We start from the raw sequence: 24,746 nt of genomic DNA on the forward strand, positions 1-24,746 counted from the left end.
CCATGCAACCCGTTAAAATCAAATCCGCACTTATTTCGGTTTACTACAAAGACCGCCTGGAGCCGCTGGTGGAGCTGCTGAAGCAACACGGCGTCAACATATACTCTACAGGTGGCACGCAGACCTTCCTGGAGGAGCAAGGCGCCCAGGTAGTAGCCGTGGAAGACCTGACCGATTACCCGTCTATCTTCGGAGGCCGCGTTAAGACCCTGCACCCAAAGGTGTTCGGGGGTATCCTGCACCGCCGCGACAACCAGAGCGACATAGCTGAGCGCGAGAAGTATGAAATCCCGCCGATTGACCTGGTGGTGGTGGACCTTTACCCGTTCGAGGAGACCGTTGCCTCCGGAGCGTCTGAAGCGGATGTGATCGAGAAAATAGACATCGGCGGTATCTCCCTGATCCGTGCGGCTGCCAAGAACTTCAAAGATGTGCTGATCGTGTCTTCGCGTGAGCAGTATGACGAAGTGGTGGAACTGCTGCAGGAGAAAGACGGTGCTACAGAGTTGGAGGACCGCAAGCGTTTCGCAGCAAAGGCCTTCAAGGTATCTTCGCACTATGACACGCACATCTTCAACTACATGAACCGCGAGGGCGAGATTCAGGCCTTTAAGCAGAGCGTGCAGCACAGCATGCCGCTGCGCTACGGCGAGAACCCGCATCAGAAAGGCACCTTCTATGGCAACCTGGAAGACCTGTTTGAGCAACTGAACGGCAAGCAGCTTTCTTACAACAACCTGGTGGACGTGGACGCTGCCGTGGCCCTGGCCGCTGAGTTCGAGGAGCCGGTGGTAGCTATCCTCAAGCACACGAACGCCTGCGGCTGCGCTACCGGCGACACCATGAAGGAGGCTTACCTGAACGCCCTATCTTCTGACCCCGTATCGGCTTTCGGAGGTGTGATCATCGCCAACCGCACCATCGATCTGGCCGTGGCCGAGGAACTGAACAAGTTGTTTTTCGAGGTGCTGATCGCCCCTGAATTTGACGCAGACGCGCTGGAGCTGCTGAAGACGAAGAAAAACCGCATCCTACTGAAGCAGAAGCCGGTGGAACTGCCAACCAAACTATTCAAGACGCTGCTGAACGGCGTGATTGAGCAGGACAAGGATTTGGCTACCGAAACCGAGGCTGACTTTAAAACCGCCACCAAGCGCCAGCCAACCGCCGAGGAGAAAAAGGCCCTGGTGTTCGCGGCCAAAGTATGCAAGCACACCAAGTCCAACACCATCGTATTGGCTACGGATAAGATGATGTTCGCCAGCGGCGTGGGCCAAACCTCCCGCGTGGATGCCCTGCGCCAGGCCATCGAGAAAGCCCAGAGCTTCGGCTTTGACGTGAGCAAGACCGTAATGGCCTCCGACGCCTTCTTCCCGTTCCCGGACTGCGTGGAGATCGCCGACAAGGCAGGTGTAAAAGCGGTGGTACAGCCGGGCGGCTCCATTAAGGATCAGGACTCCATCGACTATTGCGATGCCCACAACATGGCCATGGTGATGACCGGCGTGCGCCACTTTAAGCACTAAGCCGCCAAAGTATAACTTTACTTATTGATGCCAATCCCCCGGTCAGCAAGTATGGCCGGGGGATTTTTTTATACTTCTGCGCTATGCGCTCAATTTAGCCTTACTGCCTGCGTTAAGCTTCTAAACGGATGAATCCGGGCTGATTTGTACAAAAAAAAATTTTTATTCTGGGCGCTGGGCAGGATATGCATTATTAATTCAGCTGAAATTCACTAATTTTGCCGCAAGTTTTTGATTAGAAATATTGTATATTGAAAATATAACAGGCAACCGCGCGCCTTTCATACTTCACCATGGGACTATTTAATTTCTTAACCAGCGATATAGCCATTGACCTGGGTACTGCCAATACCCTGATCATCCACAACGATAAAATTGTAGTAGACGAGCCCTCCATCATCGCCGTGGACCGCACCACAGGCCGCGTACTGGCCATTGGCCGCAACGCCATGCAGATGCACGAGAAGACGCACGAGAACATCAAGACCATCCGCCCGCTGAAGGATGGGGTGATCGCCGACTTCCACGCCGCTGAGGAGATGATCCGGGGCATGATCAAGATGATCGACACGGGCCGCCGCCTGTTCCAGCCGTCGCACCGCATGGTGATCTGTATCCCCTCGGGCATTACCGAGGTGGAGAAACGCGCCGTGCGCGACTCTGCGCAGCATGCCGGCGCCAAGGAAGTATGGATGATCCAGGAGCCGATGGCCGCCGCCATCGGTATCGGCATTGACGTGGAGCAGCCGATCGGCTCTATGATCGTGGATATCGGGGGTGGTACAACGGAGATTGCCGTGGTGGCCCTGTCCGGTATCGTGTGCGACCAGTCTATCCGCATCGCCGGTGACGTGTTTACCAAAGACATTCTGGATTACATGCGCCGCCAGCACAACCTGCTGATCGGCGAGCGCTCTGCCGAGAAGATCAAAATTGAGGTAGGAGCTGCCCTGACAGAATTGGAGAACCCGCCAGCTGACTACGAGATCCGTGGCCGCGACCTGATGACCGGTATTCCGAAGGTTATCAAAGTTACTTACCAGGAAATTGCCATTGCCTTGGATAAATCAGTTTCTAAAATAGAGGAAGCGGTACTGAAGGCACTGGAAATTGCGCCGCCTGAACTATCTGCCGACATCTACGACAATGGTATACACCTGACAGGTGGTGGCGCATTGCTTCGTGGGTTTGACAAGCGCTTGGCTGCCAAAACCAAGCTCCCGATCCACATTGCCGAAGACCCACTAAGAGCGGTGGTGCGTGGCACGGGTGCTGCCATCAAGAATATCGAAGGATTCAAGAATGTCCTGCTAACCTAACAGGGCCGCATGCGGAATCTATTTGCATTTATTTACCGGTTCCGTGCGTTCCTCGTGTTCCTGCTGCTGGAGGCGCTGTGTGTGTTCCTGATCGTGCGCTACAATACGTACCAGGGCGCTGCCTTTTTTAACTCGGCAAACAGGTATGTGGGGCAGGTACTGGAGTTCCAGAGCGGCATAACGGACTACTTTCGGCTCACGAACATCAACCAGTCGCTGGCCAGCGAGAACGCTGCCCTGCGCCAGGAGCTGATGCAGTACCGCCAGGCAGCCCTTATCGACAGTGCCGCTGAGTTGGACACCACTTATGTGCCCGCCTCCGACACCACGGCAGCGCCGCCCTATAACCTCATGGCCGGCCATGTGATCAATAACTCGGTGCGCCGCCTGAACAACTACCTGACGATTGCACGGGGCACGGCAGATGGCGTGCAGCCGGGCATGGGCGTGATTTCGCCGGAAGGCGTGGTAGGCCGCGTGAAAACCGTGTCGGAGCATTACTCGACGGTTACATCGCTGCTGCACTCGCAGATGCTGGTATCCGCCAAGATTAAGAAAGACAATACCTTTGGCACCATAAAGTGGCAGGGCGGCGACTACCGCACCGCAATGTTGGAGTATATCCCGCTACACGTGAAGCCTGAGAAAGGCGATACCATCGTGACGAGCGGCTTTAATACTGTTTTCCCGGAAGGCATTACGGTCGGCACGATCAGCTCTGTGGAGCAGGAGCCGGATAAGAGTTTTTATACCATAGCCGTTAAACTGAGCGTGGACTTTGCGCAGCTGTCTTATGTATATGTGGTGGAGAACACCCGCAAGGAAGAGCGCGACACCCTGGAACTAGACGCAGGCATATTACCAGATGAACAATAGCTTTGGCCTAACACATATTGTCCAGTTTTTTTTGTTTGTAGCGCTGCAGGTGCTGCTCATGGGCAACCTTGCGCTCTACAGCACAGGCTTCTGCTTTATCTACGTAGCCTTTCTACTGTACTTACCCCTGAATTTCAGCAGGATATGGCTGTTGATACTCGGATTCCTGATCGGGTTTACGGTAGACGTGTTTTACGATACTATGGGCATACACGCGGCGGCAAGCGTTTTGCTGGCCTTTTTAAGGCCACACGTATTGAACCTTCTGACACCGCGCGATGGTTACGACAACAGCGATACTGTAAACATACATGTTATGGGCTCGGGCTGGTTTCTGTCCTATGCCTTCACGCTGATTCTGTTCCACCACCTGGCCGTGTTCTTCCTGGAGACGCTTACGCTCCAGACGCTCTGGTACACGCTGGCAAAAACAGTGCTCAGCACCTTGTTTACAGGTATTGTTGTCGTAATTATACAACTTCTGTTCTTCTCACCTAAGCGAGAGCGAATAGATTACCGATGAAGTACTTAGAAAACAGAAAATACATTATCCAAGGCATTTTCCTGTTGGTGGGCTTTGTGTTCGCCAGCCGCCTTTTCTATATCCAGGTAGTGGACAGCAGCTACAAGCAGGCTGCCGAAACCAACGCCATCAAACCCGTTATCCAGTATCCTTTCCGGGGGCTGATCTACGACCGCAACGGCAAGCTGCTGGTGCAGAACACGCCGGTGTACGACCTGATGGTGGTGCCTAAGGATATCAAGAACCTGGACACGCTACGGCTGGCCGAGCTGGTAAAGCTGCCGGTGGAGGATGTGCGGGAGCGCCTGAAAAAGGCCCGCGCCTATTCTTATGTGCAGCCCTCCCCTTTCTACCAGAAGCTGAGCACGCAGGAGTTTGCCTATATCCAGAACAACCTCATCGACTTCCCGGGCTTTTATATTAATGCCCGCACCGCCCGCGGTTACCCGCACCAAAGCCTGGCGCATGCCCTGGGCTATATTGCCGAGATCAGCCCGAAGCAGCTGGAGGACAGCACCTACCGCGGCTACCGCCCCGGCGACTACATTGGCAAGAGCGGCATAGAGCTGGAGTACGAGAAGTACCTGATGGGCCAGCGCGGCGTGAAGTATAAAATGGTGAACGTGCGCGGCGTGGAGAAAGGCTCCTTCCGCGACGGCGCCTTCGATACGCTGGCGGTGGCCGGGGAGAACCTCGTCAGCACCATCGACCTGGACCTGCAGGCTTACGGCGAGTTCTTGATGAACGGCGCTAAAGGCAGCGTGGTGGCCATTGAGCCTGCCACCGGCGAGGTGTTGGCCTATGTTTCCGCCCCCTTCTACGACCCGAACCTGTTTACCGGCAAAGACTACGGCAAGAACTACATGGCCCTGCTCAGCGACTCGAACAAGACCATGTTCAACCGCCCGATCATGGCCAGCAGCAACCCGCCAGGCTCTATCTTTAAGCTGGCGCAGGCGCTGGTGGCGCTACAGGATGGGGTTATCACGCCCAATACGGGCTTTCCGTGTAATCAGAGTCTAGTGAAGTGCTCGCATGCCCACCTTGCCCCTACCAACTTGTCCATCGCCATACAAACCTCCTGTAACCCCTACTTCTACCAGGTGTTCAGGGCCGACATCAACCGGGGCAAGTCTAAAAACACGTTTACCGACACGGCCCTGGGGCTGGCAGAGTGGCGCGAGAAGATCACCAGCTTTGGCTTTGGCACAAAGCTGGGGATAGACCTGCCAAACGAGAAGCAAGGCATCATCGCCTCACCCGAGATGTACAACAAAGTATACGGCGAGAACCGCTGGAAATTTTCCACCATCTACTCGGTAAGTATAGGCCAGGGAGAGTTGGGGGTTACGCCGCTGCAGATGGCCAACTTTATGGCCACCATCGCTAACCGCGGCTACTATGTTACTCCGCACATCGTGCGCTCTATCGGGGAGGACGGCAAGCCCCTGCCTGAGTACCAGAAACGCCACTACACCAGCATCGACTCCAAGCACTTTGAGCCGGTGATTGATGGCATGGCAGCCGTGGTGGAGTCGGGCACGGGCCGCAACGCGAACCTGTCTAAACTGGGCATAGCCGTGTGTGGCAAAACTGGTACGGCAGAAAACCCGCAGGGCAAGGACCACGCTGTGTTCGTGGCATTCGCGCCGAAGGATAACCCGAAAATAGCCATAGCTGTGTATGTAGAGAACGCTGGCTTCGGGGCCCAGTCGGCGGCACCGATTGCCGGCCTCATGATAGAGAAGTATTTAACGGACTCTGTGTCTAGAAAACCAATGGAGAAATGGGTGTTGAGCAGAAAGTACTTGGAAATAGACTAGTAAATACGCCACAGCGTAGCCGCCGCACCTCTGGCTTCATTGCCCCGCACCTGGACTGGGTAACGGTGCTGCTATATTTCCTGCTGGTGGCGCTGGGGTGGATGAACATCTATGCCGCCGTGTATAGCCCTGAGAATGTGATCAACATTTTCAGCATGGACATTAACTCCGGTAAGCAGCTGGCTTGGATTGGTGCCTCTTTCCTGCTGATACTGGTGCTGCTGGTAGTGGATTACAAGATTTACGAGCATTTGGCTTACCCCATTTACGGCTTCATCATCCTGCTGCTGCTGGTAACGCTGGTGGTGGCAAAGCCTATTGCCGGCTCCCGCTCCTGGCTGGACTTAGGAGCAGGCATACGCCTGCAGCCCGCCGAGCTGGCCAAGTTTGCCACGGCGCTGGCTGCCTCCAGGTTTTTGGGAAGTATAAACCTGCGCCAGCAAAACTTTAAGGACCAGATGATCCTGGCTGCCATCACCTTTGTGCCGCCGCTTATCATTGTGCTGCAGAACGAAACCGGCTCTGCGCTGGTGTTCGGGGCCTTTATCCTGGCTTACTTCCGGGAGGGCATGTCGCCGCTTATCCTGATCATTGGAGGCTCTGCGGCCGCCATTTTTATACTTACGCTACTGGTGCCCAAGCTGTACCTGATCGTGGGTATTACCGTACTTATGGCGCTGGCCACCTGGCTGGACTACCGCCTGCTGCGCCGTTTTAAGGTGATGATCGGGCTTTGGTTAGTGGTGGTGGGCATGGTTTTCAGCGTAGACTTCTTTGTGAATGACGTGCTGCAGCCGCACCAGCAGAACCGCATTAAAGCACTCATCAACCCTGAGGCCGACCCCTTGGGCTACGGCTGGAACGTAACGCAATCCAAAATTGCCATCGGCTCGGGCGGCCTGTGGGGCAAAGGCTTCTTAAACGGCACGCAAACAAAATTTGACTTTGTGCCAGAGCAAAGCACCGACTTTATCTTCTGCACGATCGGCGAAGAGCATGGCTGGATTGGCAGCACCGTGCTGATAGGCTTGTTTATGGCCCTTCTCATACGCCTGGTAAGTATAGCGGAGCGGCAGAAATCCGTGTTTGCCCGCACCTATGGCTATTGCGTTGCCTCCATCATCTTCTTCCATTTTCTGGTGAACGTGGGCATGACGATCGGGCTGGCGCCGGTGGTGGGCATCCCGCTTCCGTTTTTCAGCTATGGCGGCTCCTCACTGTGGTCGTTCACCATCCTGCTCTTTATACTTCTAGCCATAGACGCCAACCGGGCAAAGGACCTGGCGAGGTAGTTAAGTCCTGAAAACCTTTCACCGTTTGCCAGCGCCCGACCCTATGTCGTAAGCGCCTCCTCCGTTCGCACATCCTCCGGAGCCAGCGCTGCAGCGGCGTCATTGGGCAGTGGCACCGTGCCCTTCCTGCTAAATGGCAGCGCCCCGCTCACGCTGCGGTTCCATGCCCTCAGTTGCATCTTGACGCTCCTGGACACCTGATGCTCCACATAGTAATTGATGAGCCAGGCCATGAGTGTTATACCTGCAAAAATAGCAGCAACGATGGCTAAGTGCGCCCAAATGTTATCTGTCGGGAACAACCTCCGGAATGCCAGGCCTATCTCCTGGTGCAACAGGTAGAATGGGTAGGAGATTTCGCCCATGAACAAAGCCCATTTGTACCGGCTCAGGAACTGTAGCTTACCTGCCACTAGCAGGCCGAACACACCAAAGCAGGCAGCAATGAGCACCGCCTCCACCGTATGGTTATAGTAGCTTAGGTGCTTCCCGAACGTGTACTGTGTCGTGATTGCCAGGCACAGCAGCAGGCCTATCCCATGTGCTGGTTTTAGCTTCTGCCCTATGTACACCTGGTAAAAGATGATACCGGCCACAAAGAGGCCAAAATACTTTACCACGTCCTGCAAGTGCTTCTGCATCGCCACTTCAGGATTCAGAAACAGGCCGCCCAGTGCCGCCAGCAGCATCAGCCCGCCCCAGAGGCGCGCGCGCCGCACCGCCCCGACAACCAATGCCCCGAAAACGATCACATAGAACACCAACTCCTCGGTTAAGCTCCAATAAGCCCCGTCTACATTCTTTTCTCCAAGGAACATCTGGAACATCGTCAGGTTATAGGCCAGCTGCTTCATCGTTACACCCTGCCCATCCGCCAGGAGCACCAGAAAAGTAAGAGCTAAGCACACCCAATACGCTGGGTAGAGCCGTGAGAAGCGGCTTATTACAAAATCAGAGGAGGTTTTGACATTGTTGGCTGTTAAAAAGATAACAAAGCCGGATATGATAAAAAACAGGTATACTCCCAGGTATCCGTAGTCGAACAGTTGAAAATGAAACAGGAAAACTCCAAAAGCTGCGAAGCCACGTAGTGCGTCTAGTTCTTTTATTCTCATAGCAGGAAAGGTTTGCCTCCTAATCAGCTGTTCCGGCCACCAGGAGTTGTTCATAACACAAGTTACATTACTTTATATAAGTATATTTGTATTACATACCTTTGTTTCGCAGTATAGTTTCGAAAATAGTGCAATTTTTAATTGATATTAATTTTGAGGCGCTGCAGGAGGAATTACAGGTTATTTTATAAAATTTGATAGGCGAACGTGGGTTGCAGGAAAACAAAAAAGCCGCTTATACCTTGAAGAAAGTATAAGCGGCTTTTTTGTTTAGTACCAGGAGCGGGAATCGAACCCGCACGGCCTTGCGGCCACAAGATTTTAAGTCTTGCGTGTCTACCAATTCCACCATCCCGGCAACCTCCGGGCTATTCCCGGAGAAGTGACTTTAAAAAACAAAGACGTTGCTTATCACAACGTCTTCTGTCTTGCTTTTCGAGAGCGGGAGACGGGATTCGAACCCGCGGCCTCGACCTTGGCAAGGTCGCGCTCTACCAACTGAGCTACTCCCGCTTTTTTGTTTTCCCTAAACCGCCGTAGTGATTTAGTGATGCAAAGATAGAGACAAAATCTGAGATGTCAATAGTTGCCGTAAAAAAAAAACAGCCCTCACACGTTTCTACACTGATAATCAGGAAGAAAATTTTCAAGACATTTCCTGATGTTCCCGTGCAGCCAGCTGCCCCACTTGCTTTGTTATGTAAATTTATACTTCCGGCGCCGGAAAGCAAGGGAATTTATACTTTAAAAGTATACCTATACAAGTATGAGTTCTCCAAAAGTATAGCTTATGCTCCTTCCATTGTGCCTCTGGCCCTGCGGCCCGATTGAGTCCGAGCCTCAACATCATCTTAATATCACGAATCTAAAGGTTCGCGCCAACAGGAGAGCCAGCACAAGCGGTATATTATCCCCCTGTCCCTTTCGAAAGGAGACTTTTCCCTTCTACCGCACCCCGGCTTTTTGTTTATCCTGCAGCAGTAGTTTCAGCTCGTTCAGCTTCAGCAGGGCCTCCACCGGCGTAATGGTATTGATGTCCAGCTGCTCCATCAGCTCTTTAACCCGTTCCAGCTGCGGGTCGTGCAGCTCGAACATGCTGAGTTGGAAGTTGTTTTTCGGAGCAGACTTCATCTTCTGCTGCGGGGCCTGCTCCGATACTTTCTCCTTCTCCAGGTGATGCATGATCTCATCGGCGCGCAGCACCACGTTGTTCGGCATACCGGCCATCTGCGCCACGTGTATACCGAAGCTGTGCTCGCTGCCGCCCGGCACCAGCTTGCGCATGAACAGGATCTTACCGCCCGCCTCGCGCACCGACACGTTGAAGTTCTTCACGCGCGGCAGCTCCTCGGCCAGTTGGTTCAGCTCGTGGTAGTGCGTGGCGAAAAGAGTTTTTGCTTTATACTTGGGGTGGTTGTGCAGGTGCTCCACAATGGCCCAGGCAATGGAAATACCGTCGTAGGTGCTGGTGCCGCGCCCGATCTCGTCCATCAGCACCAGGCTGCGGTCCGAGAGGTTGTTCAGGATGCTGGCTGTCTCGGTCATCTCCACCATAAACGTAGACTCGCCCTTAGACAAGTTATCCGAGGCACCCACACGGGTAAAGATCTTGTCGATGATACCGATTTTGGCGGCCTCTGCGGGCACGAAGCACCCGATCTGCGCCATCAGCACGATCAGGGCCGTCTGGCGCAGCAGCGCGCTTTTACCGGCCATGTTCGGCCCCGTGATGATGATCACCTGCTGCTCCTCGTTATCCAGGAAGATATCGTTGGGCACGTAGGTCTCGCCCAGCGGCAGTTGCTTCTCGATCACCGGGTGGCGGCCTTTTTTGATGTCCAGCACATGGCTGTCGCTTACCTCCGGCTTCACGTAATTGTTGGCCGCGGCGATGCCGGCAAAGGCGCTTAGGCAGTCGATCACGCCGATCACCTTGGCGTTTTGCTGCACCTGCGCCACATAGTCCATGGCCTGTAGCACCAGCTCGTTAAAGAGGCTGTACTCGATGGTAAAGATGCGCTCCTCGGCGTTCAGGATCTTCTCCTCATAGGTCTTCAGCTCCTCGGTGATGTAGCGCTCGGCGTTCACCAGCGTCTGCTTGCGTATCCAGCTAGCCGGCACTTTATCTTTGTGCGCATTGCTTACCTCCAGGTAATAGCCAAATACCTTGTTATAGGCGATTTTAAGGGAGCTGATGCCCGTATTCTTGATCTCCCGCTGCTGCACCTGCGCCAGGTAATCCTTGCCCGAAAAGGCGATGGCACGCAGCTCGTCCAGCTCCTCGTTCACGCCCTCGTTGATCATGTTGCCCTGGTTGGTGAGCATCGGCGGCTCCGGCTTCAGCACGTTGCGGATCTCCTCGCGCAGCCCGTCGCAGGGCGCCAACTGGTCGGCCAGCTTTACCAGCGCAGGTATGCCACTGGCGGCAAGTAATTTCTTAATCGGAAGTAAAGCCTCCAACGCCTTCGCCAGCTGCACCAGCTCGCGCGGGTTCACGCGGCGCACGGCCACTTTCGAGATCAGGCGCTCCAGGTCATTTATACTTTTCAGGTGCCCCACCAGCTCATCCAGCAGCTCGCGGTGCTGTGTCAGGGCCTCCACCGTGTCCAGGCGGCGGCGGATCTGGGTTACGTCTTTCAACGGCAGCACCACCCATTTCTTCAGCAGACGGGCACCCATCGGTGTTACGGTCTGATCGAGCACGTTGATCAGCGGCACGCCCTCCGGGTGCTGCGGGTACACCAGCTCCAGGTTGCGCACCGTAAAGCGGTCGAGCCACACATACTTATCCTCCTCCAGGCGGGAGATGGTGGCGATGTGGCTGATCTCGTTGTGCTGCGTTTCGGAAAGGTAGTGCAGGATGCACCCGGCCGAGATAATCGCCTCCTGCATCCCCTCAATGCCAAAGCCCTTTAGCGAGGCGGTGCCAAACTGCCGCGTCAGCGACTCGTAGGCATAGTCATACTTGAACACCCACTCCTCCAGCGCATAGTAGCGGAAGTCGGGGCCATAGCGCTCGGTAAAGGTTTCTTTCTCGCGCTTGCAGAACAGCACCTCGGCCGGGGCCAGGCTCTGCAGCAGCTTACCGATATAATTTTTATCGCCTTGCGCCGTGATGAACTCGCCCGTGGAAACATCCAGGAAAGAAACGCCCGTCTCGGTTTTACCGAAATGTACGGCAGCGAGGTAATTGTTGCTGCGGCGCTCCAGCACCTGGTCGTTAAAGGACACGCCCGGCGTTACCAGCTCCGTCACACCGCGCTTCACGATGCCTTTTACTGTTTTGGGGTCTTCGAGCTGGTCGCAGATGGCCACGCGCTCGCCGGCACGCACCAGCTTGGGCAGGTACGTATCTAAAGAGTGATGCGGAAAACCGGCCAGGGCCGTTTCGGAGGCCGAGCCGTTGCCGCGCTTGGTTAGTACGATGTCCAGAATCTTACTTGCCTTGATGGCGTCCTCGCCGAAGGTTTCGTAAAAGTCCCCTACCCTGAACAGCAGCAGCGCCCCCGGATGCTTCGCCTTTATGGCGTTGTATTGCTTCATCAGTGGCGTTACCGTGCCTTTGCCTTCTCCTTTCATACTTCCTTTATATTGAATGCTACATGGTTAAATGGTTAACTCTGCAGCTGATTTTATACTTTGTAATTGATGTTCGGGAATGGACTTAACCCACCCCTAACCCCTCCGAGGAGGGGAATTTATACTTATTGATTATGCTGTTCCGGATTTGCAATCCGGAACTTTGCTACCTGCGGATTTGCAACCCACTTTCCTGCCAATAGCCGCCGCCTTCGCTATTGCGGATTACAAATCCGCAGCCACTATACTTTCGGATTGCAAATCAGAAAGAGCGTTCTTTTTAAACTATACCCCCAACAATTTAACCATCCAATCATTTAACAATTAAGTCACCGTTTGACTTTTGCCCAAAACCGCCGGACCTTTGCGGCAGCGCTGGAAACAAAAAGTCTTGTGTCTAATATCTAAAGTCTAGCGTCTAAAAACAATGCGTAAACTCTCGATGGATGACCTCAACCGCGCTTCGGTTGAAGAATTCAAAAATAAGAAAAAAATACCGTTAGTCTTGGTGCTGGATAATGTGCGCAGCCTGAACAACGTGGGCTCCGTTTTCCGCACCGCCGATGCCTTTATGGCCGAAAAAGTATACCTCTGCGGCATTACCGGCAAACCGCCGCACCGCGACATTGAGAAAACCGCTTTGGGTGCAACCGAGTCGGTAGAATGGGAGCACGTGCCGGATACGCTGGAGCTGGTGAAGGAGCTGAAGGCACAGGGCTACAAGATTGGCTCGGTGGAGCAGGCGGAGAAAAGTATAAAGCTGAACGAGTTCAGGCCAGAGCCGGGGCAGCCATATGCGCTGGTGCTGGGCAACGAAGTGTTCGGCGTGGAGCAGGAGGTGATCAACCATTCTGATTTTGTGCTGGAGATCCCGCAGTTCGGCACGAAGCACTCGCTCAACATCTCGGTGGCTACCGGCGTGGTGGTGTGGGATTTCCTGAGCAAAACCCTGGCGCAGCAAGTATAAACAGCCTGAACTATACTATCGTGGAGCGCCGGCTGCGGCTGGCGCTCTTTTTTATGCCCGCTCCCAAACAAGCCTGCCAAGGGCTCTTACAAAATAGCGCAGGCGATCTCTTCCCTTGCGATTCCGGATTTTCACGGAAAAATACACATCCATTTTAAACCTTCGCCCGCCTCGCTTGTCGCACTATAGCAGCGAGGGCTTACCCGCCCCTCTTGCGAAGTGCCTTTTCCCATAACCGTGGCTATAGCCCACGCTCTTATTTAAAACTATGATGAAGACTTACTTGCAATTTGCACTTTCCTTCCTGTTTATACTTTGCCCGCTGGCACTATCGGCGCAGAACCAGCCTAGTGGCAAGGTAAGCGGTACGCTGGTAGAGGCCGGCAACTTCAAGCCGGTGGGCTTTGCCAACGTCGTGCTACTCTCCCTCCCCGACTCCAGCCTCGTGACCGGCGCCACCACCGATGTGGATGGCCTGTTCATACTTGAAAGGATTCCCGCCGGGCGCTATGTGCTGCGTGCCTCCATGGTGGGCTACCCCACCAAGTATGTTTCCGGCATCAGCATCACGCCAGAGAAGCCCGAGGCGGCCCTGGGCAACATCACCTTAAGCGCTGCCTCTACGCAGCTGAGCGAGGTGGAAGTGGTAGCGCAGCGGCAGATCGTGGACTACCAACTGGACAAGAAGGTGGTGAACGTGAGCCAGGACCTGGCGGCGCAGAGCGGCACGGTGGCAGAAGTGATGCAGAACCTGCCCTCCGTGGACGTGGACATAGACGGCAACGTGAGCATGCGCGGCAGCTCCAACGTCACCATTTTGATCGATGGCAAGCGGTCGGCGCTGTCGGAGCTGACGATGGACCAGATTCCGGCTAACATGATCGAGAGCATCGAACTCATCACCAACCCCTCCTCCAAGTATAACCCGGAGGGAACCTCGGGCATTATCAACCTGGTGCTGAAGAAGGAGAAGAAACCTGGCTTTAACGGCGTCGCCTCGGTTACAGCCGGCACCTACGACAACTACAACACCTCGCTCAACCTCAACTACAGGTATGATAAATGGTCGTTGAACGGCGGTTACGATTTCAGGCACCGCACCCGGCCCGGCACTCGGAAAAACAATACCACCAACTTTTACCTGAACGATGCCGGCCAAATAGACAGCACCAGCTACCGCCTGCAGGAGGGCGAGCGCAACAGCACCGACCTCTCCCACAACTTCCGTTTCGGTGCGGACTACTACCTCACGCCCCGCCACACGTTGTCTGCCTCGGCATTATACCGCTTTGGCCAGGATGAAGAATACGAAGACATCTTTTATCGCTTTCTGGACGAGAACCGGGTGCTTCAGAATACGAGCATCCGCAACACCAGCGAAACAGAAGACGAGAAGGCCATGGACCTGACGCTGGGCTACCGCCAGACTTTCGACCGCAAAGGCCAGGAGCTAACCGCCGACGTGGTGTACAATACCAATGTGGACGATGAGGTGGCATTGTTTAAGGAAAGAGAAGTGGGCGACAACCAAAATACAGAGGTACAGGAAACGCTGGTGGATGACGGCAACTATGAGTTTGTAACCAAGGCCGATTATGTGCACCCTTTCTCGGAAGATAGCCGCCTGGAGGCTGGCTTCCGGACCTCTTTTGAGCGGCTGGACGAGGACTCCCGCTTCTTTAACTTAAACGAAGAAACCGGGACCATGGAGTATGACATGAACCAGAGCAACCACTTTGTGTACGACGAGCAGGTATACTCGGTGTACACCAACTACAGCAACAGGTTTAAAAGTATAACCTACCAGCTGGGCGTGCGTGCCGAGCAGACGCTGACAAAGGCAGACCAGCGCACCTCTAACGAAGTATACAACAACAATTACTTCAGCCTCTTCCCAACCTTTTTTATCACCAACGATTTTGATGAGGACAACAAGGTGCAGTTCAGCTACAGCCGCCGCATCAACAGGCCGCGCAGCCGCTTCCTGAATCCCTTCGTGGACCAGTCTGACAGGTACAATTTATACTATGGTAACCCAAACCTGAACCCGGAGTTCGTGAACTCGCTGGAGCTGGGCTACCTGCGTTACTGGGGCCAGGCCTCGCTAAATGCCACCGTTTTCTACCGCCACACCACTGATGAGATCGAGCGATTCAGGGAATCTACTGTAGTTATTTTAAATCCTAACAGCGTGGATCCTGATACTATACCTGCCACCGAAACAACTTTCATCAACCTCTCGGACAACACCTCTTATGGCTTTGAGTTAGGGATGGACTACCCTGTTACCAAATGGTGGAAAGTGAACGCGAGCTGGTCGGGGTTTAGAACGCAGCTGAGCACCACCCAAAACGACACCGAACTGAGCAGCACCCAGTTCAGCTGGAGCTCCAGGCTAAACTCCAACATGACCGTGTGGAAAGATCTGGATATACAACTGTCGGCTTTCTACCGCGCGCCCCGGAACGATATACAGGGGAGAATGGAAGAGATGTTCAGTGCCGATTTTGGTATGAAGAAGGACGTGCTGAAGAAGAACGGCACCATCTCGCTGCGCGTGTCGGACCTGTTCAACACCCGCCAGTTCAATTTCCTGAGCTACGGCCCTGAGTTCCGCTCCGAGATTGAGAACCGCCGCCAGAGCCGTATCGTGTACCTGGGCTTCACCTACCGCCTCAACAGCGACGACAGCGACCGCCGCAACCGCCGAGATAACCGTGAAGAGCAGAATGGCGGTGGGAATGAGGATGAGTTTTAGTTACCCCAGCCCTCCCCTAAGAACAGGGGAGGGAGCTCGGTTCTAGTTGCATGGCAGTGGCTATCGAATTTGATCCCAGTCCTTGGGTGGGGGTAGGGGCCCTCGACAAGAGCGCCTTGTGCATGTTGCGGTGCCCGCAGGGCAGCCGGAGCAGAGCGGAGGCAGCTTCAGGCACACAGCGCGATACCCGAGGACGAGGCCTCCCGGCCTAGGAGGGCAGAAAGTACGAAATGAAACGAGTAGGTTGTAAAGCCAGAGGGGTCAGCAGCAGTTAGAAGGGATAGCTTGTGTCAAGCTTTAGGAAGCAGTAGCTATCAAAGTATAAATATGCGGACTAGGAAGTCCCCAGCAGAGAAGTTCCGGACTAGGAAGTCCGGAACAGCAGTGTTTGAAAGTATAGCTTATTTCGTTTCGCCAGAACAGCGGCTAAAGTATAAAGGCGGACACTTGCGCCAGAAAAGGATTTACCTAAACTTCCTCCTTCAACTCCAACTCCATCTTAATATCCGCCCGCTCATAAATACTCGGTGGCATGGGCACCTCCACAAACTCCAGGCGCTGGTACAGGTTCAGGGCAGTCTGCAGGCGGCGGTTCGATACCAGGTATATTTTGCGGGCACCTACGCGACGGGCTCTGTCTACCATGGCCTCGCCCAGCATCTTGCCGATCTTCATACCCTGCATCTTGGGGGCCACCGCCATCTTTGCCAGCTCAAACACACCATCTCCATCGTTTAGCAGCGCACAGGTGCCTACCGGCTCTCCGTTAAAGAGCGCCATCAGAATGTGTCCGCCCTTGTTGATGATGTAGCCTTGCGGGTCGCTGAGCGATTTGTTATCGGCATCCTCCATCACAAAGTATTTGAAGATCCACTCGTGGTTGAGGTCATAGAAGGCCTGGGCGTAGAATAGGTTAAAATCAACTATCTGAATTGCGGAAGGTGTGTTGTAATGCTGTGCCATGGTATGCTAACTATCGTACTGCAAAGGTAAAAAACCGCGCTGACATCTGCGACAAAGCCGCCTGCCAATAAAATCCGGAATGCGGGTACCACGTAAAACACCTCATGCACATAGACCTGCTGCCGAAGCCGATCCTTTTCCACCCGCTCAAGCACCACTTGGGCTATATCCGGGAGTTTGCGCAAGCTACGGCACAGCTGCTGCCGGAGCAGGAGCTGATGAGGGCTTTCAGAAGGATCGGCGGTTCGCAGTTAGACCTGTACATCGGGCCGCTCTCGCCTGTGCAGATATCGGAAGAAGTGATCTTATACTTGCAGCAGCAGAAGGTGCAGGGGCCAGAGGACTTCCGCAGCTTTCTTGCACCCGCGGGCTATCGCATCTGCACCCTCTCCGACCGCTCTGCCTGGGCCCTGCGCTGGGGCGTGCAACAAGGCCGGCACGTGCACCTGCACCCGGGCCGCTATGCGCTGCACACGCTGCGGGTAAAGGCGAACCACCTAAAAACTGCCCTGGCCGTGTCCATTGCAAGTATAAAGTATAAACGCTCCGCTAACCTGCAGCTGCTAAACCAGGTGCGCGGTCAATGGCTGGGGCTGTCGCCGGTGCCGGGCTACACTTCTGATGATGGCCTGGGCAAGGTGCTGGAGCTGGTGCTGCGGCAGGCATAAACGGTGGCAGCGCCCCCGTTGCCCGGAGTGGCTCTGCCAGCACAAGTATAGCGGTGTGTTTAGCGATGCATACTTTGCAACGACGCCAGCGTTACTTTTCTGTTATTCAGCTCCGTATATTTAAAATCATTGTCGCCCTTAAAGCTTGCGCCTGCCACGTTAAAGCTACCGGAGGCCTTGGCGTATTTAAAGTTGGCGGCACCATCAAAAAGCGCTTTCTCAAAGCTTACGCCGTGCTCAAATTTGGCATACTTAAAATTAGCCTCTCCTATAAAAGTGGCACCGGCAAAGCTTGCCTGCTCTGGAAACTCGACGTACTTAAAGTTCGCATCTCTGTTAAAGCGCACGTTGCTGAAGTTCACGTCCTCTTCAAAATCGGCATACTTAAACAGCGCCTCCTCTGCAAAGCGGCTGCTCACAAACGACACTTCCTCCTCAAAATGGCTGTACTTGAAGGCCGTCTCCCGCTCAAAAGTGCAGCTCTCAAACAGCACGCTTTCTTCAAAGTTGGTGTTGTATACTTTATTCTGCCTTTTCGTCATCTTCACGCCGTTGTCCGGGTTAAAGTAGCCCAGCACGTTGCCCGTAAACTTGCAGTTAATGAACGAGATGGGCGCCGTTACGGTGCTCACGTATTCCTCAGAATCATACTTGCTGTTGCCCCCTTTTGCCAGTTTCATGTTCTGCAGCCTCGTCATGTCCAGGTCGCCCACAATTTCTGCGTTTTCATAAGATACTGCCTCGCCGCGGTTTATTTTGGCGATAATGTCAGTGGCATTTACTTTGGTTTGCGCCCAGGTAAAAAGGGGCAGCATGCACAGCACGAGTAGTAGCGATACTTTTCTCATCATAGTTTATTTTAAGGTTATACTTTGCAAGCGTTGTTTCATCCTTAAGATGCAGCCCGTGCAGCCAAGGTTGCCCGGGCTTTGAGAAAAATTTCCGCAAAACAAAAAAAGCGCCACCCTTTGCAGGGCAGCGCTTTTCAGTTTTATACTTTATACTTTGCTTAGATATGGATAGCGCGGTTCTCCGTAGCGGCCAGGCAGGCCTCTTTCATGGCTTCGGCAAAGGTTGGGTGCGCATGGCTCATGCGGGCCACATCCTCGGCAGAGGCACGGAACTCCATGGCGGTTACCGCCTCGGCAATCAGGTCGGCGATGCGCGGACCGATCATGTGCACGCCCAGGATCTCGTCTGTTTCCTTGTCAGCCAGCACTTTCACAAAGCCATCGGTATCGCCGGAAGCCTTGGCACGGCCAGACGCTTTGAATGGGAACGAGCCAGACTTGTAGGCGCGTCCCTGCTCTTTCAGCTGCTCCTCGGTAAAGCCTACGCCCGCCACTTCCGGCCAGGTATATACTACCCCAGGTATCAGGTTATAGTTGATGTGCGGCTTCTGGCCAACCAGTTGCTCTGCCACCAGCACGCCCTCTTCCTCGGCTTTGTGGGCCAGCATGGCGCCTCGCACCACGTCACCAATGGCGTAGATGCCCGGTACGTTGGTCTCCAGGTGGTCGTTTACGGCAATCATGCCGCGCTCGCCCATCTGCACGCCGGCATTCTCCAGTCCCAGGCCTTCGGTATACGGTTTGCGGCCTACCGATACCAGCACATAGTCGCCTTCAAACATTACCGTTTCGCCTTTCGGGTTCTCAGCGGTTACTTTTACAACTTCGCCCTCGTTGGTAGCGCCGGTTACTTTGTGGTTGAAGAAGAACTCAAAGCCAAGCGTTTTCTTTAGCACACGCTGCAGTTCTTTTCCAAGCCCACGGTCCATCGTCGGGATAATGGCATCCATGTACTCAATTACCTGCACCTTCGCGCCCAGGCGGGCATATACAGAGCCCAGCTCCAGGCCAATCACGCCGCCCCCGATCACGATCAGGTTCTTAGGAACCTCTGTCAGCGTTAAGGCTTCTGTTGAGGTAATGATGCGTTTCTTGTCGATGGGCAGGAACGGCAGGGCTGTTGGCTTAGAACCTGTCGCGATGATGGTCTTATCCGTTTCGATCTGCTGCTCTTTGCCTTCTGCGTCTGTGATCTTGATCGTGTTTTTGTTCACGAAGGAGCCCAGGCCATAGTAGGTATCAATCTTGTTCTTCTTCATCAGGAAAGCAATGCCGTCGTTGTTCGACTTCACTACCTCGCCTTTGCGCTTGATCATCTGCTCCATGTTCACCTGCAGGTTCTCCAGCTCAATACCGTGCGTTTTAAAGCTGTGCGCCGCATTATGATAATGCTCTGATGAATCCAGTAGCGCTTTTGAAGGTATACAGCCTACGTTCAGGCAGGTGCCGCCCAGCACGTTATACTTTTCTATGATCGCGGTTTTCAGGCCCAGCTGTGCGCAACGGATCGCTGCCACATAGCCCCCAGGGCCAGAACCGATTACGGTAACATCGTATTTCATTTTTCTATATTTTGAGGAAAGCTATGCTCTCGTTTTTGTATTTGATTTCTCTACTAATGCTCAACCCACCCCTAACCCCTCCCAAGAGGGGATTCTTCTGCAGTATCCAATTCCCCCTCCTCGGAGGGGTTAGGGGTGGGTCAATTAATACTTACTTAGATCAAAAAAAGGAGGAGCAAACTTCTTCGCTTACCCCTCCTTTTCTATCTCAATAAATTACACGCCTAACAGCAGTCTCATCGGGTCTTCCAGCAGCTCTTTCACGCGAACCAGGAAGCTTACCGACTCGCGGCCGTCGATGATGCGGTGGTCGTAAGACAGGGCCAGGTACATCATCGGGCGAATCTCCACTTGTCCGTTTACAGCTACCGGGCGCTGCACGATGTTGTGCATACCAAGTATGGCCGACTGCGGCGCATTGATGATCGGGGTAGACATCATAGAACCGAACACGCCACCGTTGGTGATGGTGAAGGTACCGCCTGTCATTTCCTCGATAGAGAGTTTACCGTCACGCGCTTTCTTCGCCAGACGGATCACTTCTTTCTCGATGCCGTCCAGCGTCAGCTGCTCTGCGTTGCGGATTACCGGCACCACCAGGCCTTTTGGAGAAGAAACAGCGATGGATACATCCACAAAGTCATTAAAGACCATGTCATTGCCGTCGATCTGCGCGTTTACTGCCGGCCACTCCTTCAGGGCAACGGTACAAGCTTTCGTAAAGAAGGACATAAAGCCCAGACCTACCTCGTGCACCTCCTTGAACTTCTCTTTATACTTGGCGCGGATGTCCATGATCGGCTTCATGTCTACCTCGTTGAAGGTAGTGAGCATAGCCGTTTCGTTTTTCACCTGCACCAGGCGGCGGGCAACCGTTTTGCGCAGCGAGCTCATTTTCTCGCGGCGCTGGTTGCGGTCGCCGGCAGGGGCAGCAGCCTCTTGCTTGGCAGCCGGAGCGGCAGCTGGCTGTGCGGCCGGTTTCGCCTGCGCGTTCTGTGCATCTTCTTTTGTGATGCGGCCGTCGCGGCCCGTGCCCTGTACATCAGAAGCGTTTATGCCTTTTTCGGCCAGGATTTTTCCGGCAGCCGGAGACGGTGTGCCTGAAGCGTACGTCTGGGCGCCTGATGGAGCCGCAGCTGCTGGCTTAGCGGCAACCGCCTGGTTGGCGGCCTCCTGCTTGGCATTGGCCTGGGCATTGGCCTTAGTAGCACCGGCACCCGGCACAATACGGCAAAGCAAGCCGCCTATCTCTACGGTATCGCCTTCCTGGGCAACAATCTCCAGCGTACCCGCCGCCTCTGCCGGCAGCTCAAACGTCGCCTTATCAGACTCCAGTTCGGCAATCACTTCGTCCATCTCCACCTGGTCACCGTCTTTTTTCAGCCAGCTGGCAATGGTTACTTCCGTAATGGATTCGCCTACAGTGGGCACTTTCATTTCTACTGCCTCACCGGCACCGGCGGCAGTAGCAGGCGCTGGTGCGGCAGGAGCCGCCTCTGCAGCTGGTGCCGACGGAGCAGATGCCGCAGCGCCATCCTGGTCTATTTTACAGATAACGGCGCCTACATCCACAGTGTCGCCTTCCTGCGCTACAATGCGTAAAATGCCTGCGGCTTCGGCTGGCAGTTCAAAGGTGGCCTTGTCAGACTCCAACTCTGCTATCACCTCGTCCATCTCCACTCGGTCGCCGTCTTTCTTAAGCCACTGGGCTATGGTTACCTCAGTGATCGACTCACCTACGGCAGGCACTTTAACTTCTAAGCTCATATTTTATTCAATTAGGAATTACGATTTAAAAATTACGAATCAAAAATGAGTAATGACGAAAATACCTTCATTAATTATGCATCATCACTCATCGCTCCTTAAATAGCAAACGCTTTGTCTACCAGCTCCTGCTGCTCTTTGGCGTGCACCTTCAGGTAGCCCGTTGCCGGCGAGGCACTGGCTTTACGCGCTACCACATCCGCAATGCTGTTTCGCATAATGCGCAGGATGTACGTCCAGGCACCCATGTTTTCCGGCTCTTCCTGCACCCAGTATACTTGCGCGTTTTTATACTTGCTCAGCTCAGCCTCCAGTTGCACTTTCGGGAACGGCGCCAGCTGCTCCATACGGATAATGGCAACGTCCTTGCGCTTGTTCTTCTGCTGCTCCTCCAGTAAATCAAAGTATACTTTGCCAGAGCACAGCAGCACCTTCTTCACCGACTTAGCCGCCGCATAAGCATCGCCGATCACTTCTTTAAAGCTGCCCGACGTGAAGTCCTCTACAGGAGAAACTACAGCTGGGTGGCGCAGCAGCGACTTAGGCGACATGTTCACGGCTGGCTTGCGGAACGGCAGTGCCAGCTGACGGCGCATGAAGTGGAACAGGTTGGCAGGCGTGGTGATGAAGGTCACGAACATATTGTTTTCGGCTGCCAGCTGCAGGAAGCGCTCAGGGCGGGCATTGGAGTGCTCCGGTCCCTGGCCTTCGTAGCCGTGCGGCAACAGCATCACCAACCCGTTCATACGCTGCCACTTAGACTCTGTTGAAGAGATGAACTGATCTATCATCACCTGGGCACCGTTGGCGAAGTCACCGAACTGGGCTTCCCAGATTACCAGCGCATTCGGGTTGGCCATGGCATAGCCGAACTCAAAGCCCAGCACGCCATACTCCGACAGCAGTGAGTTATAGATTTCAAAAGAAGCCTGCTTCTCGTTCATGTGGTTCAGGCTGTTGTACGGTGCGCTGGTTACGGCATCGTGCAACACGGCGTGGCGATGCGAGAACGTACCGCGCTGCACATCCTGGCCAGAGAAACGCACTACTCGGCCATCCAGCAGCACAGAGCCGTAGGCCAGCAGCTCACCGGCAGCCCAGTTCAGCTGCTTCGTCTCGAAGAACATCTCCTTGCGCTCCTTTAGCAGCTTCTCGATCTGCTTCAGCGGCTTAAAGCCCTGCGGCAGGGTGGTCAGTGCTTTTCCTACTGCTTCAATCACATCAGCAGAAACGCCCGTTTCCGGCGACTGGTTAAAGTCTTCCGGCTTGGAGCGGCGCAGGCTCTGCCACTCTTTCTCCAGCACCTGGTAGTTGTATGGCAGCGGTTTCTGCTTCACCATGTCCAGGCGGTCCTGCAGCATTTTACGGAACTCCTTGTCCATGCTCTTCGCCAAGTCAGCGTCTACCTCGCCGCGCGTGATCAGTTGCTTGTTGTATACTTCGCGCGGGTTAGGGTGCTTCGAGATGATGTTGTACAGCTGCGGCTGCGTAAACTTGGGCTCGTCGGACTCGTTGTGCCCATGGCGGCGGTAGCACACCATGTCGATAAAGATATCGTTGTTGTAGCGCTGACGGTATTCCATGGCCATGCGCATGGCAAACACTACCGCCTCCGGGTCATCGCCGTTCACGTGCATCACCGGCGCATCAATTACCTTGGCAACATCGGTGCTGTAGATAGATGAGCGCGCGTCCTCGAAATCTGTGGTAAAGCCTACCTGGTTGTTGATCACAAAGTGGATGGTGCCGCCTGTGTTGTAGCCATCCAGGTTAGCCATCTGCGTTACTTCGTATACTATGCCCTGGCCTGCCACGGCAGCGTCGCCGTGGATAAGTATAGGCAACACCTTGTCCGGATCTTTGCTATACATGCAGTCTATTTTGGCACGCACAAAACCTTCCACCACCGGGTTCACCGCCTCCAGGTGCGATGGGTTCGGGGCCAGTTTCAGGTTCACTTTTTTGCCTGATGGCGTTACCACCTCAGCAGAATAGCCCATGTGGTACTTCACGTCACCGTCGCCCATGGTCAGGTCTGGTACGGCAGTGCCTTCAAACTCAGAGAAGATCTGCTCATAGGTTTTGCCCATGATGTTGGCCAGCACGTTCAGGCGGCCACGGTGTGCCATACCTATCACCACTTCCTCTACGCCAAGCTCAGAGCCTTTGTCGATGATGGCATCCAGGGCAGGTATAGTTGTTTCGCCGCCTTCCAGCGAGAAGCGTTTCTGGCCCAGGAACTTCGTGTGCAGGAAGTTCTCAAACACCACCGCCTCGTTTAGCTTAGACAGGATACGCTTTTTAAACTCGATGCCCGGGTTAAAGTTCAGCGACTCTCTTTCGATCTTCTGCTTGAACCACTCCAGCACTTCCGGGTCGCGGATGTACATATACTCAAAGCCGATCGCGCCTTCATAGATCTTTTTCAGCGCCGCCTCGATGTCGCGCAGCGTGGCCGGCCCGATGCCGATGATCTCACCTACCTGGAAAACAGTATCCAGGTCGGCATCCGTTAAACCGAAATCTGCCAAATCCAGCCTTGCCTTGCGGTCTTTGCGCGTGCGCACCGGGTTGGTATGGGAGCGCAGGTGGCCGCGGGTACGGTAGGCATGTATCAGGTTACGCACCGCCACTTCTTTCTCAGACTCGCCGGCTGCTACGGTGCCTTTGGCTGGGGCGGCTACTGCGCCCTCTGCTGTTTCGTGGCCGTTCTCGCCATAGGCAGTGGCAAACTCAAAGCCTTCAAAAAACTTGCGCCATCCGGCATCCACCGACTCCGGATCCTGCTGATAAGCCTTGTACAGCCCATCGATATAATCGCCATGCGCGTTGGCGATGTAGGTATATTTATCCATAGTGTAAATTACTGCATGTGATAATGGCAAAGTTAGAGGTATTATTGAAAAATCAAATTACTTATATTCGCATTAGCAAATACAGCTATAAATCAATACAAAAGCCCTCCTTAACATACCTGTTTACTTTTGTTTCGGTTACCATACGCCTTTAGCTAACAACAACTGTAACGTTTGTTTGCTTCCGGTTTGCCAGGCGATTTACCTTAAATTATGCTTTATCAGCTCCGGAGTATGTATGGCTTCCTTGGATTTATTATTGGCACGGCAGCTTTGCTTATTCTATCTTCTTCTTTATTTTT

The 24,746-nt window shown here is 54.1% G+C and carries 16 protein-coding genes and 2 tRNA genes; 9 read left to right on the forward strand and 9 right to left on the reverse strand.

Going from position 1 to position 24,746, the window contains the following annotated elements; translation table 11 throughout:
- Window positions 1-2: 2 nt before the first annotated feature.
- The 6 genes from purH (at window position 3) to rodA (ending at window position 7,359) form a co-directional block, all read left to right on the forward strand.
- Window positions 3-1,526, forward strand: coding sequence for a bifunctional phosphoribosylaminoimidazolecarboxamide formyltransferase/IMP cyclohydrolase (gene purH, locus FJM65_RS08220; protein ID WP_140621014.1), 1,524 nt, complete (start codon window positions 3-5; stop codon window positions 1,524-1,526).
- A gap of 293 nt (window positions 1,527-1,819) precedes the next feature.
- Window positions 1,820-2,845, forward strand: coding sequence for a rod shape-determining protein (locus FJM65_RS08225; RefSeq protein ID WP_046310045.1), 1,026 nt, complete (start codon window positions 1,820-1,822; stop codon window positions 2,843-2,845).
- Between the two features lie 9 nt (window positions 2,846-2,854).
- On the forward strand, window positions 2,855-3,721 hold the full coding sequence (gene mreC / locus FJM65_RS08230) for a rod shape-determining protein MreC (RefSeq protein WP_140621015.1): 867 nt from the start codon (window positions 2,855-2,857) through the stop codon (window positions 3,719-3,721).
- Window positions 3,711-4,244 carry a hypothetical protein gene (locus tag FJM65_RS08235; protein WP_140621016.1) on the forward strand — a complete coding sequence of 178 codons (534 nt, stop codon included), beginning with the start codon at window positions 3,711-3,713 and terminating at the stop codon, window positions 4,242-4,244. Before mreC ends, FJM65_RS08235 begins: the two co-directional genes overlap by 11 nt.
- Window positions 4,241-6,067, forward strand: coding sequence for a penicillin-binding protein 2 (gene mrdA, locus FJM65_RS08240; protein ID WP_140621017.1), 1,827 nt, complete (start codon window positions 4,241-4,243; stop codon window positions 6,065-6,067). Before FJM65_RS08235 ends, mrdA begins: the two co-directional genes overlap by 4 nt.
- Entirely contained in the window at window positions 6,031-7,359 is a 1,329-nt protein-coding gene (gene rodA / locus FJM65_RS08245) for a rod shape-determining protein RodA (protein WP_140621018.1), read from the forward strand. The genes mrdA and rodA overlap by 37 nt, the downstream gene beginning before the upstream one ends.
- A 41-nt stretch (window positions 7,360-7,400) precedes the next feature.
- Here the strand turns inward: rodA and FJM65_RS08250 are convergent, their stop codons facing one another.
- The 4 genes from FJM65_RS08250 to mutS all read right to left on the reverse strand — a co-directional run bounded on the left by FJM65_RS08250 (window position 7,401) and on the right by mutS (window position 12,053).
- Window positions 7,401-8,474, reverse strand: a complete 1,074-nt coding sequence (locus FJM65_RS08250; protein WP_181163673.1) for an acyltransferase family protein — start codon at window positions 8,472-8,474, stop codon at window positions 7,401-7,403.
- Between the two features lie 274 nt (window positions 8,475-8,748).
- A tRNA-Leu gene (locus FJM65_RS08255) sits at window positions 8,749-8,832 on the reverse strand.
- Window positions 8,833-8,914: 82 nt separating this feature from the next.
- A tRNA-Gly gene (locus FJM65_RS08260) sits at window positions 8,915-8,987 on the reverse strand.
- Between the two features lie 432 nt (window positions 8,988-9,419).
- The gene (gene mutS / locus FJM65_RS08265; RefSeq protein ID WP_140621020.1) at window positions 9,420-12,053 is read right to left on the reverse strand and encodes a DNA mismatch repair protein MutS; all 2,634 of its coding nucleotides are present in this window, start codon (window positions 12,051-12,053) and stop codon (window positions 9,420-9,422) included.
- 427 nt (window positions 12,054-12,480) lie between these two features.
- On the opposite strand from mutS, the gene FJM65_RS08270 reads away from it, so the two are divergent.
- Both FJM65_RS08270 and FJM65_RS08275 read left to right on the forward strand, forming a co-directional pair.
- On the forward strand, window positions 12,481-13,020 hold the full coding sequence (locus FJM65_RS08270) for an RNA methyltransferase (RefSeq protein WP_140621021.1): 540 nt from the start codon (window positions 12,481-12,483) through the stop codon (window positions 13,018-13,020).
- Window positions 13,021-13,288: 268 nt separating this feature from the next.
- Window positions 13,289-15,778, forward strand: coding sequence for an outer membrane beta-barrel family protein (locus tag FJM65_RS08275; protein ID WP_140621022.1), 2,490 nt, complete (start codon window positions 13,289-13,291; stop codon window positions 15,776-15,778).
- A gap of 468 nt (window positions 15,779-16,246) precedes the next feature.
- On the opposite strand, the gene FJM65_RS08280 is transcribed toward FJM65_RS08275, so the two are convergent.
- Window positions 16,247-16,741: a GNAT family N-acetyltransferase gene (locus FJM65_RS08280; RefSeq protein WP_140621023.1), complete on the reverse strand. Its 495-nt coding sequence runs from the start codon at window positions 16,739-16,741 to the stop codon at window positions 16,247-16,249.
- A gap of 104 nt (window positions 16,742-16,845) precedes the next feature.
- Here FJM65_RS08280 and FJM65_RS08285 point away from each other — a divergent pair, with 104 nt between their 5' ends.
- Complete coding sequence (locus tag FJM65_RS08285) at window positions 16,846-17,409, forward strand: hypothetical protein (protein ID WP_140621024.1); 564 nt, start codon at window positions 16,846-16,848, stop codon at window positions 17,407-17,409.
- Between the two features lie 59 nt (window positions 17,410-17,468).
- Here FJM65_RS08285 and FJM65_RS08290 read toward each other — a convergent pair whose 3' ends face one another.
- From FJM65_RS08290 to FJM65_RS08305, 4 genes are all read right to left on the reverse strand, one after another.
- On the reverse strand, window positions 17,469-18,260 hold the full coding sequence (locus tag FJM65_RS08290) for a pentapeptide repeat-containing protein (RefSeq protein ID WP_140621025.1): 792 nt from the start codon (window positions 18,258-18,260) through the stop codon (window positions 17,469-17,471).
- A 158-nt stretch (window positions 18,261-18,418) separates the two neighbouring features.
- Window positions 18,419-19,822, reverse strand: coding sequence for a dihydrolipoyl dehydrogenase (lpdA, locus tag FJM65_RS08295; protein ID WP_140621026.1), 1,404 nt, complete (start codon window positions 19,820-19,822; stop codon window positions 18,419-18,421).
- 216 nt (window positions 19,823-20,038) lie between these two features.
- Window positions 20,039-21,589, reverse strand: coding sequence for a 2-oxoglutarate dehydrogenase complex dihydrolipoyllysine-residue succinyltransferase (gene odhB / locus FJM65_RS08300; RefSeq protein WP_140621027.1), 1,551 nt, complete (start codon window positions 21,587-21,589; stop codon window positions 20,039-20,041).
- A 98-nt stretch (window positions 21,590-21,687) separates the two neighbouring features.
- Window positions 21,688-24,444 (reverse strand): 2-oxoglutarate dehydrogenase E1 component, encoded by a 2,757-nt coding sequence (locus tag FJM65_RS08305; protein ID WP_140621028.1) that lies wholly within the window; start codon window positions 24,442-24,444, stop codon window positions 21,688-21,690.
- Window positions 24,445-24,746 lie beyond the last annotated feature (302 nt).

Origin of the sequence: Pontibacter mangrovi (assembly GCF_006385705.1) — a bacterium.
GTDB classification, from domain to species: domain Bacteria; phylum Bacteroidota; class Bacteroidia; order Cytophagales; family Hymenobacteraceae; genus Pontibacter; species Pontibacter mangrovi.

Excerpts from the sequence above, each read along its gene's own strand:
- FJM65_RS08280 (WP_140621023.1), bottom strand. The coding sequence starts at position 16,741 with ATGGCACAGCATTACAACACACCTTCCGCAATTCAGATAGTTGATTTT.
- FJM65_RS08275 (WP_140621022.1), top strand. The coding sequence starts at position 13,289 with ATGATGAAGACTTACTTGCAATTTGCACTTTCCTTCCTGTTTATACTT.
- mrdA (WP_140621017.1), top strand. The coding sequence starts at position 4,241 with ATGAAGTACTTAGAAAACAGAAAATACATTATCCAAGGCATTTTCCTG.
- FJM65_RS08225 (WP_046310045.1), top strand. The coding sequence starts at position 1,820 with ATGGGACTATTTAATTTCTTAACCAGCGATATAGCCATTGACCTGGGT.
- odhB (WP_140621027.1), bottom strand. The coding sequence starts at position 21,589 with ATGAGCTTAGAAGTTAAAGTGCCTGCCGTAGGTGAGTCGATCACTGAG.
- FJM65_RS08285 (WP_140621024.1), top strand. The coding sequence starts at position 16,846 with ATGCACATAGACCTGCTGCCGAAGCCGATCCTTTTCCACCCGCTCAAG.
- mreC (WP_140621015.1), top strand. The coding sequence starts at position 2,855 with ATGCGGAATCTATTTGCATTTATTTACCGGTTCCGTGCGTTCCTCGTG.
- FJM65_RS08305 (WP_140621028.1), bottom strand. The coding sequence starts at position 24,444 with ATGGATAAATATACCTACATCGCCAACGCGCATGGCGATTATATCGAT.
- FJM65_RS08270 (WP_140621021.1), top strand. The coding sequence starts at position 12,481 with ATGCGTAAACTCTCGATGGATGACCTCAACCGCGCTTCGGTTGAAGAA.
- lpdA (WP_140621026.1), bottom strand. The coding sequence starts at position 19,822 with ATGAAATACGATGTTACCGTAATCGGTTCTGGCCCTGGGGGCTATGTG.
- FJM65_RS08235 (WP_140621016.1), top strand. The coding sequence starts at position 3,711 with ATGAACAATAGCTTTGGCCTAACACATATTGTCCAGTTTTTTTTGTTT.
- FJM65_RS08250 (WP_181163673.1), bottom strand. The coding sequence starts at position 8,474 with ATGAGAATAAAAGAACTAGACGCACTACGTGGCTTCGCAGCTTTTGGA.
- FJM65_RS08290 (WP_140621025.1), bottom strand. The coding sequence starts at position 18,260 with ATGATGAGAAAAGTATCGCTACTACTCGTGCTGTGCATGCTGCCCCTT.
- mutS (WP_140621020.1), bottom strand. The coding sequence starts at position 12,053 with ATGAAAGGAGAAGGCAAAGGCACGGTAACGCCACTGATGAAGCAATAC.
- rodA (WP_140621018.1), top strand. The coding sequence starts at position 6,031 with ATGGGTGTTGAGCAGAAAGTACTTGGAAATAGACTAGTAAATACGCCA.
- purH (WP_140621014.1), top strand. The coding sequence starts at position 3 with ATGCAACCCGTTAAAATCAAATCCGCACTTATTTCGGTTTACTACAAA.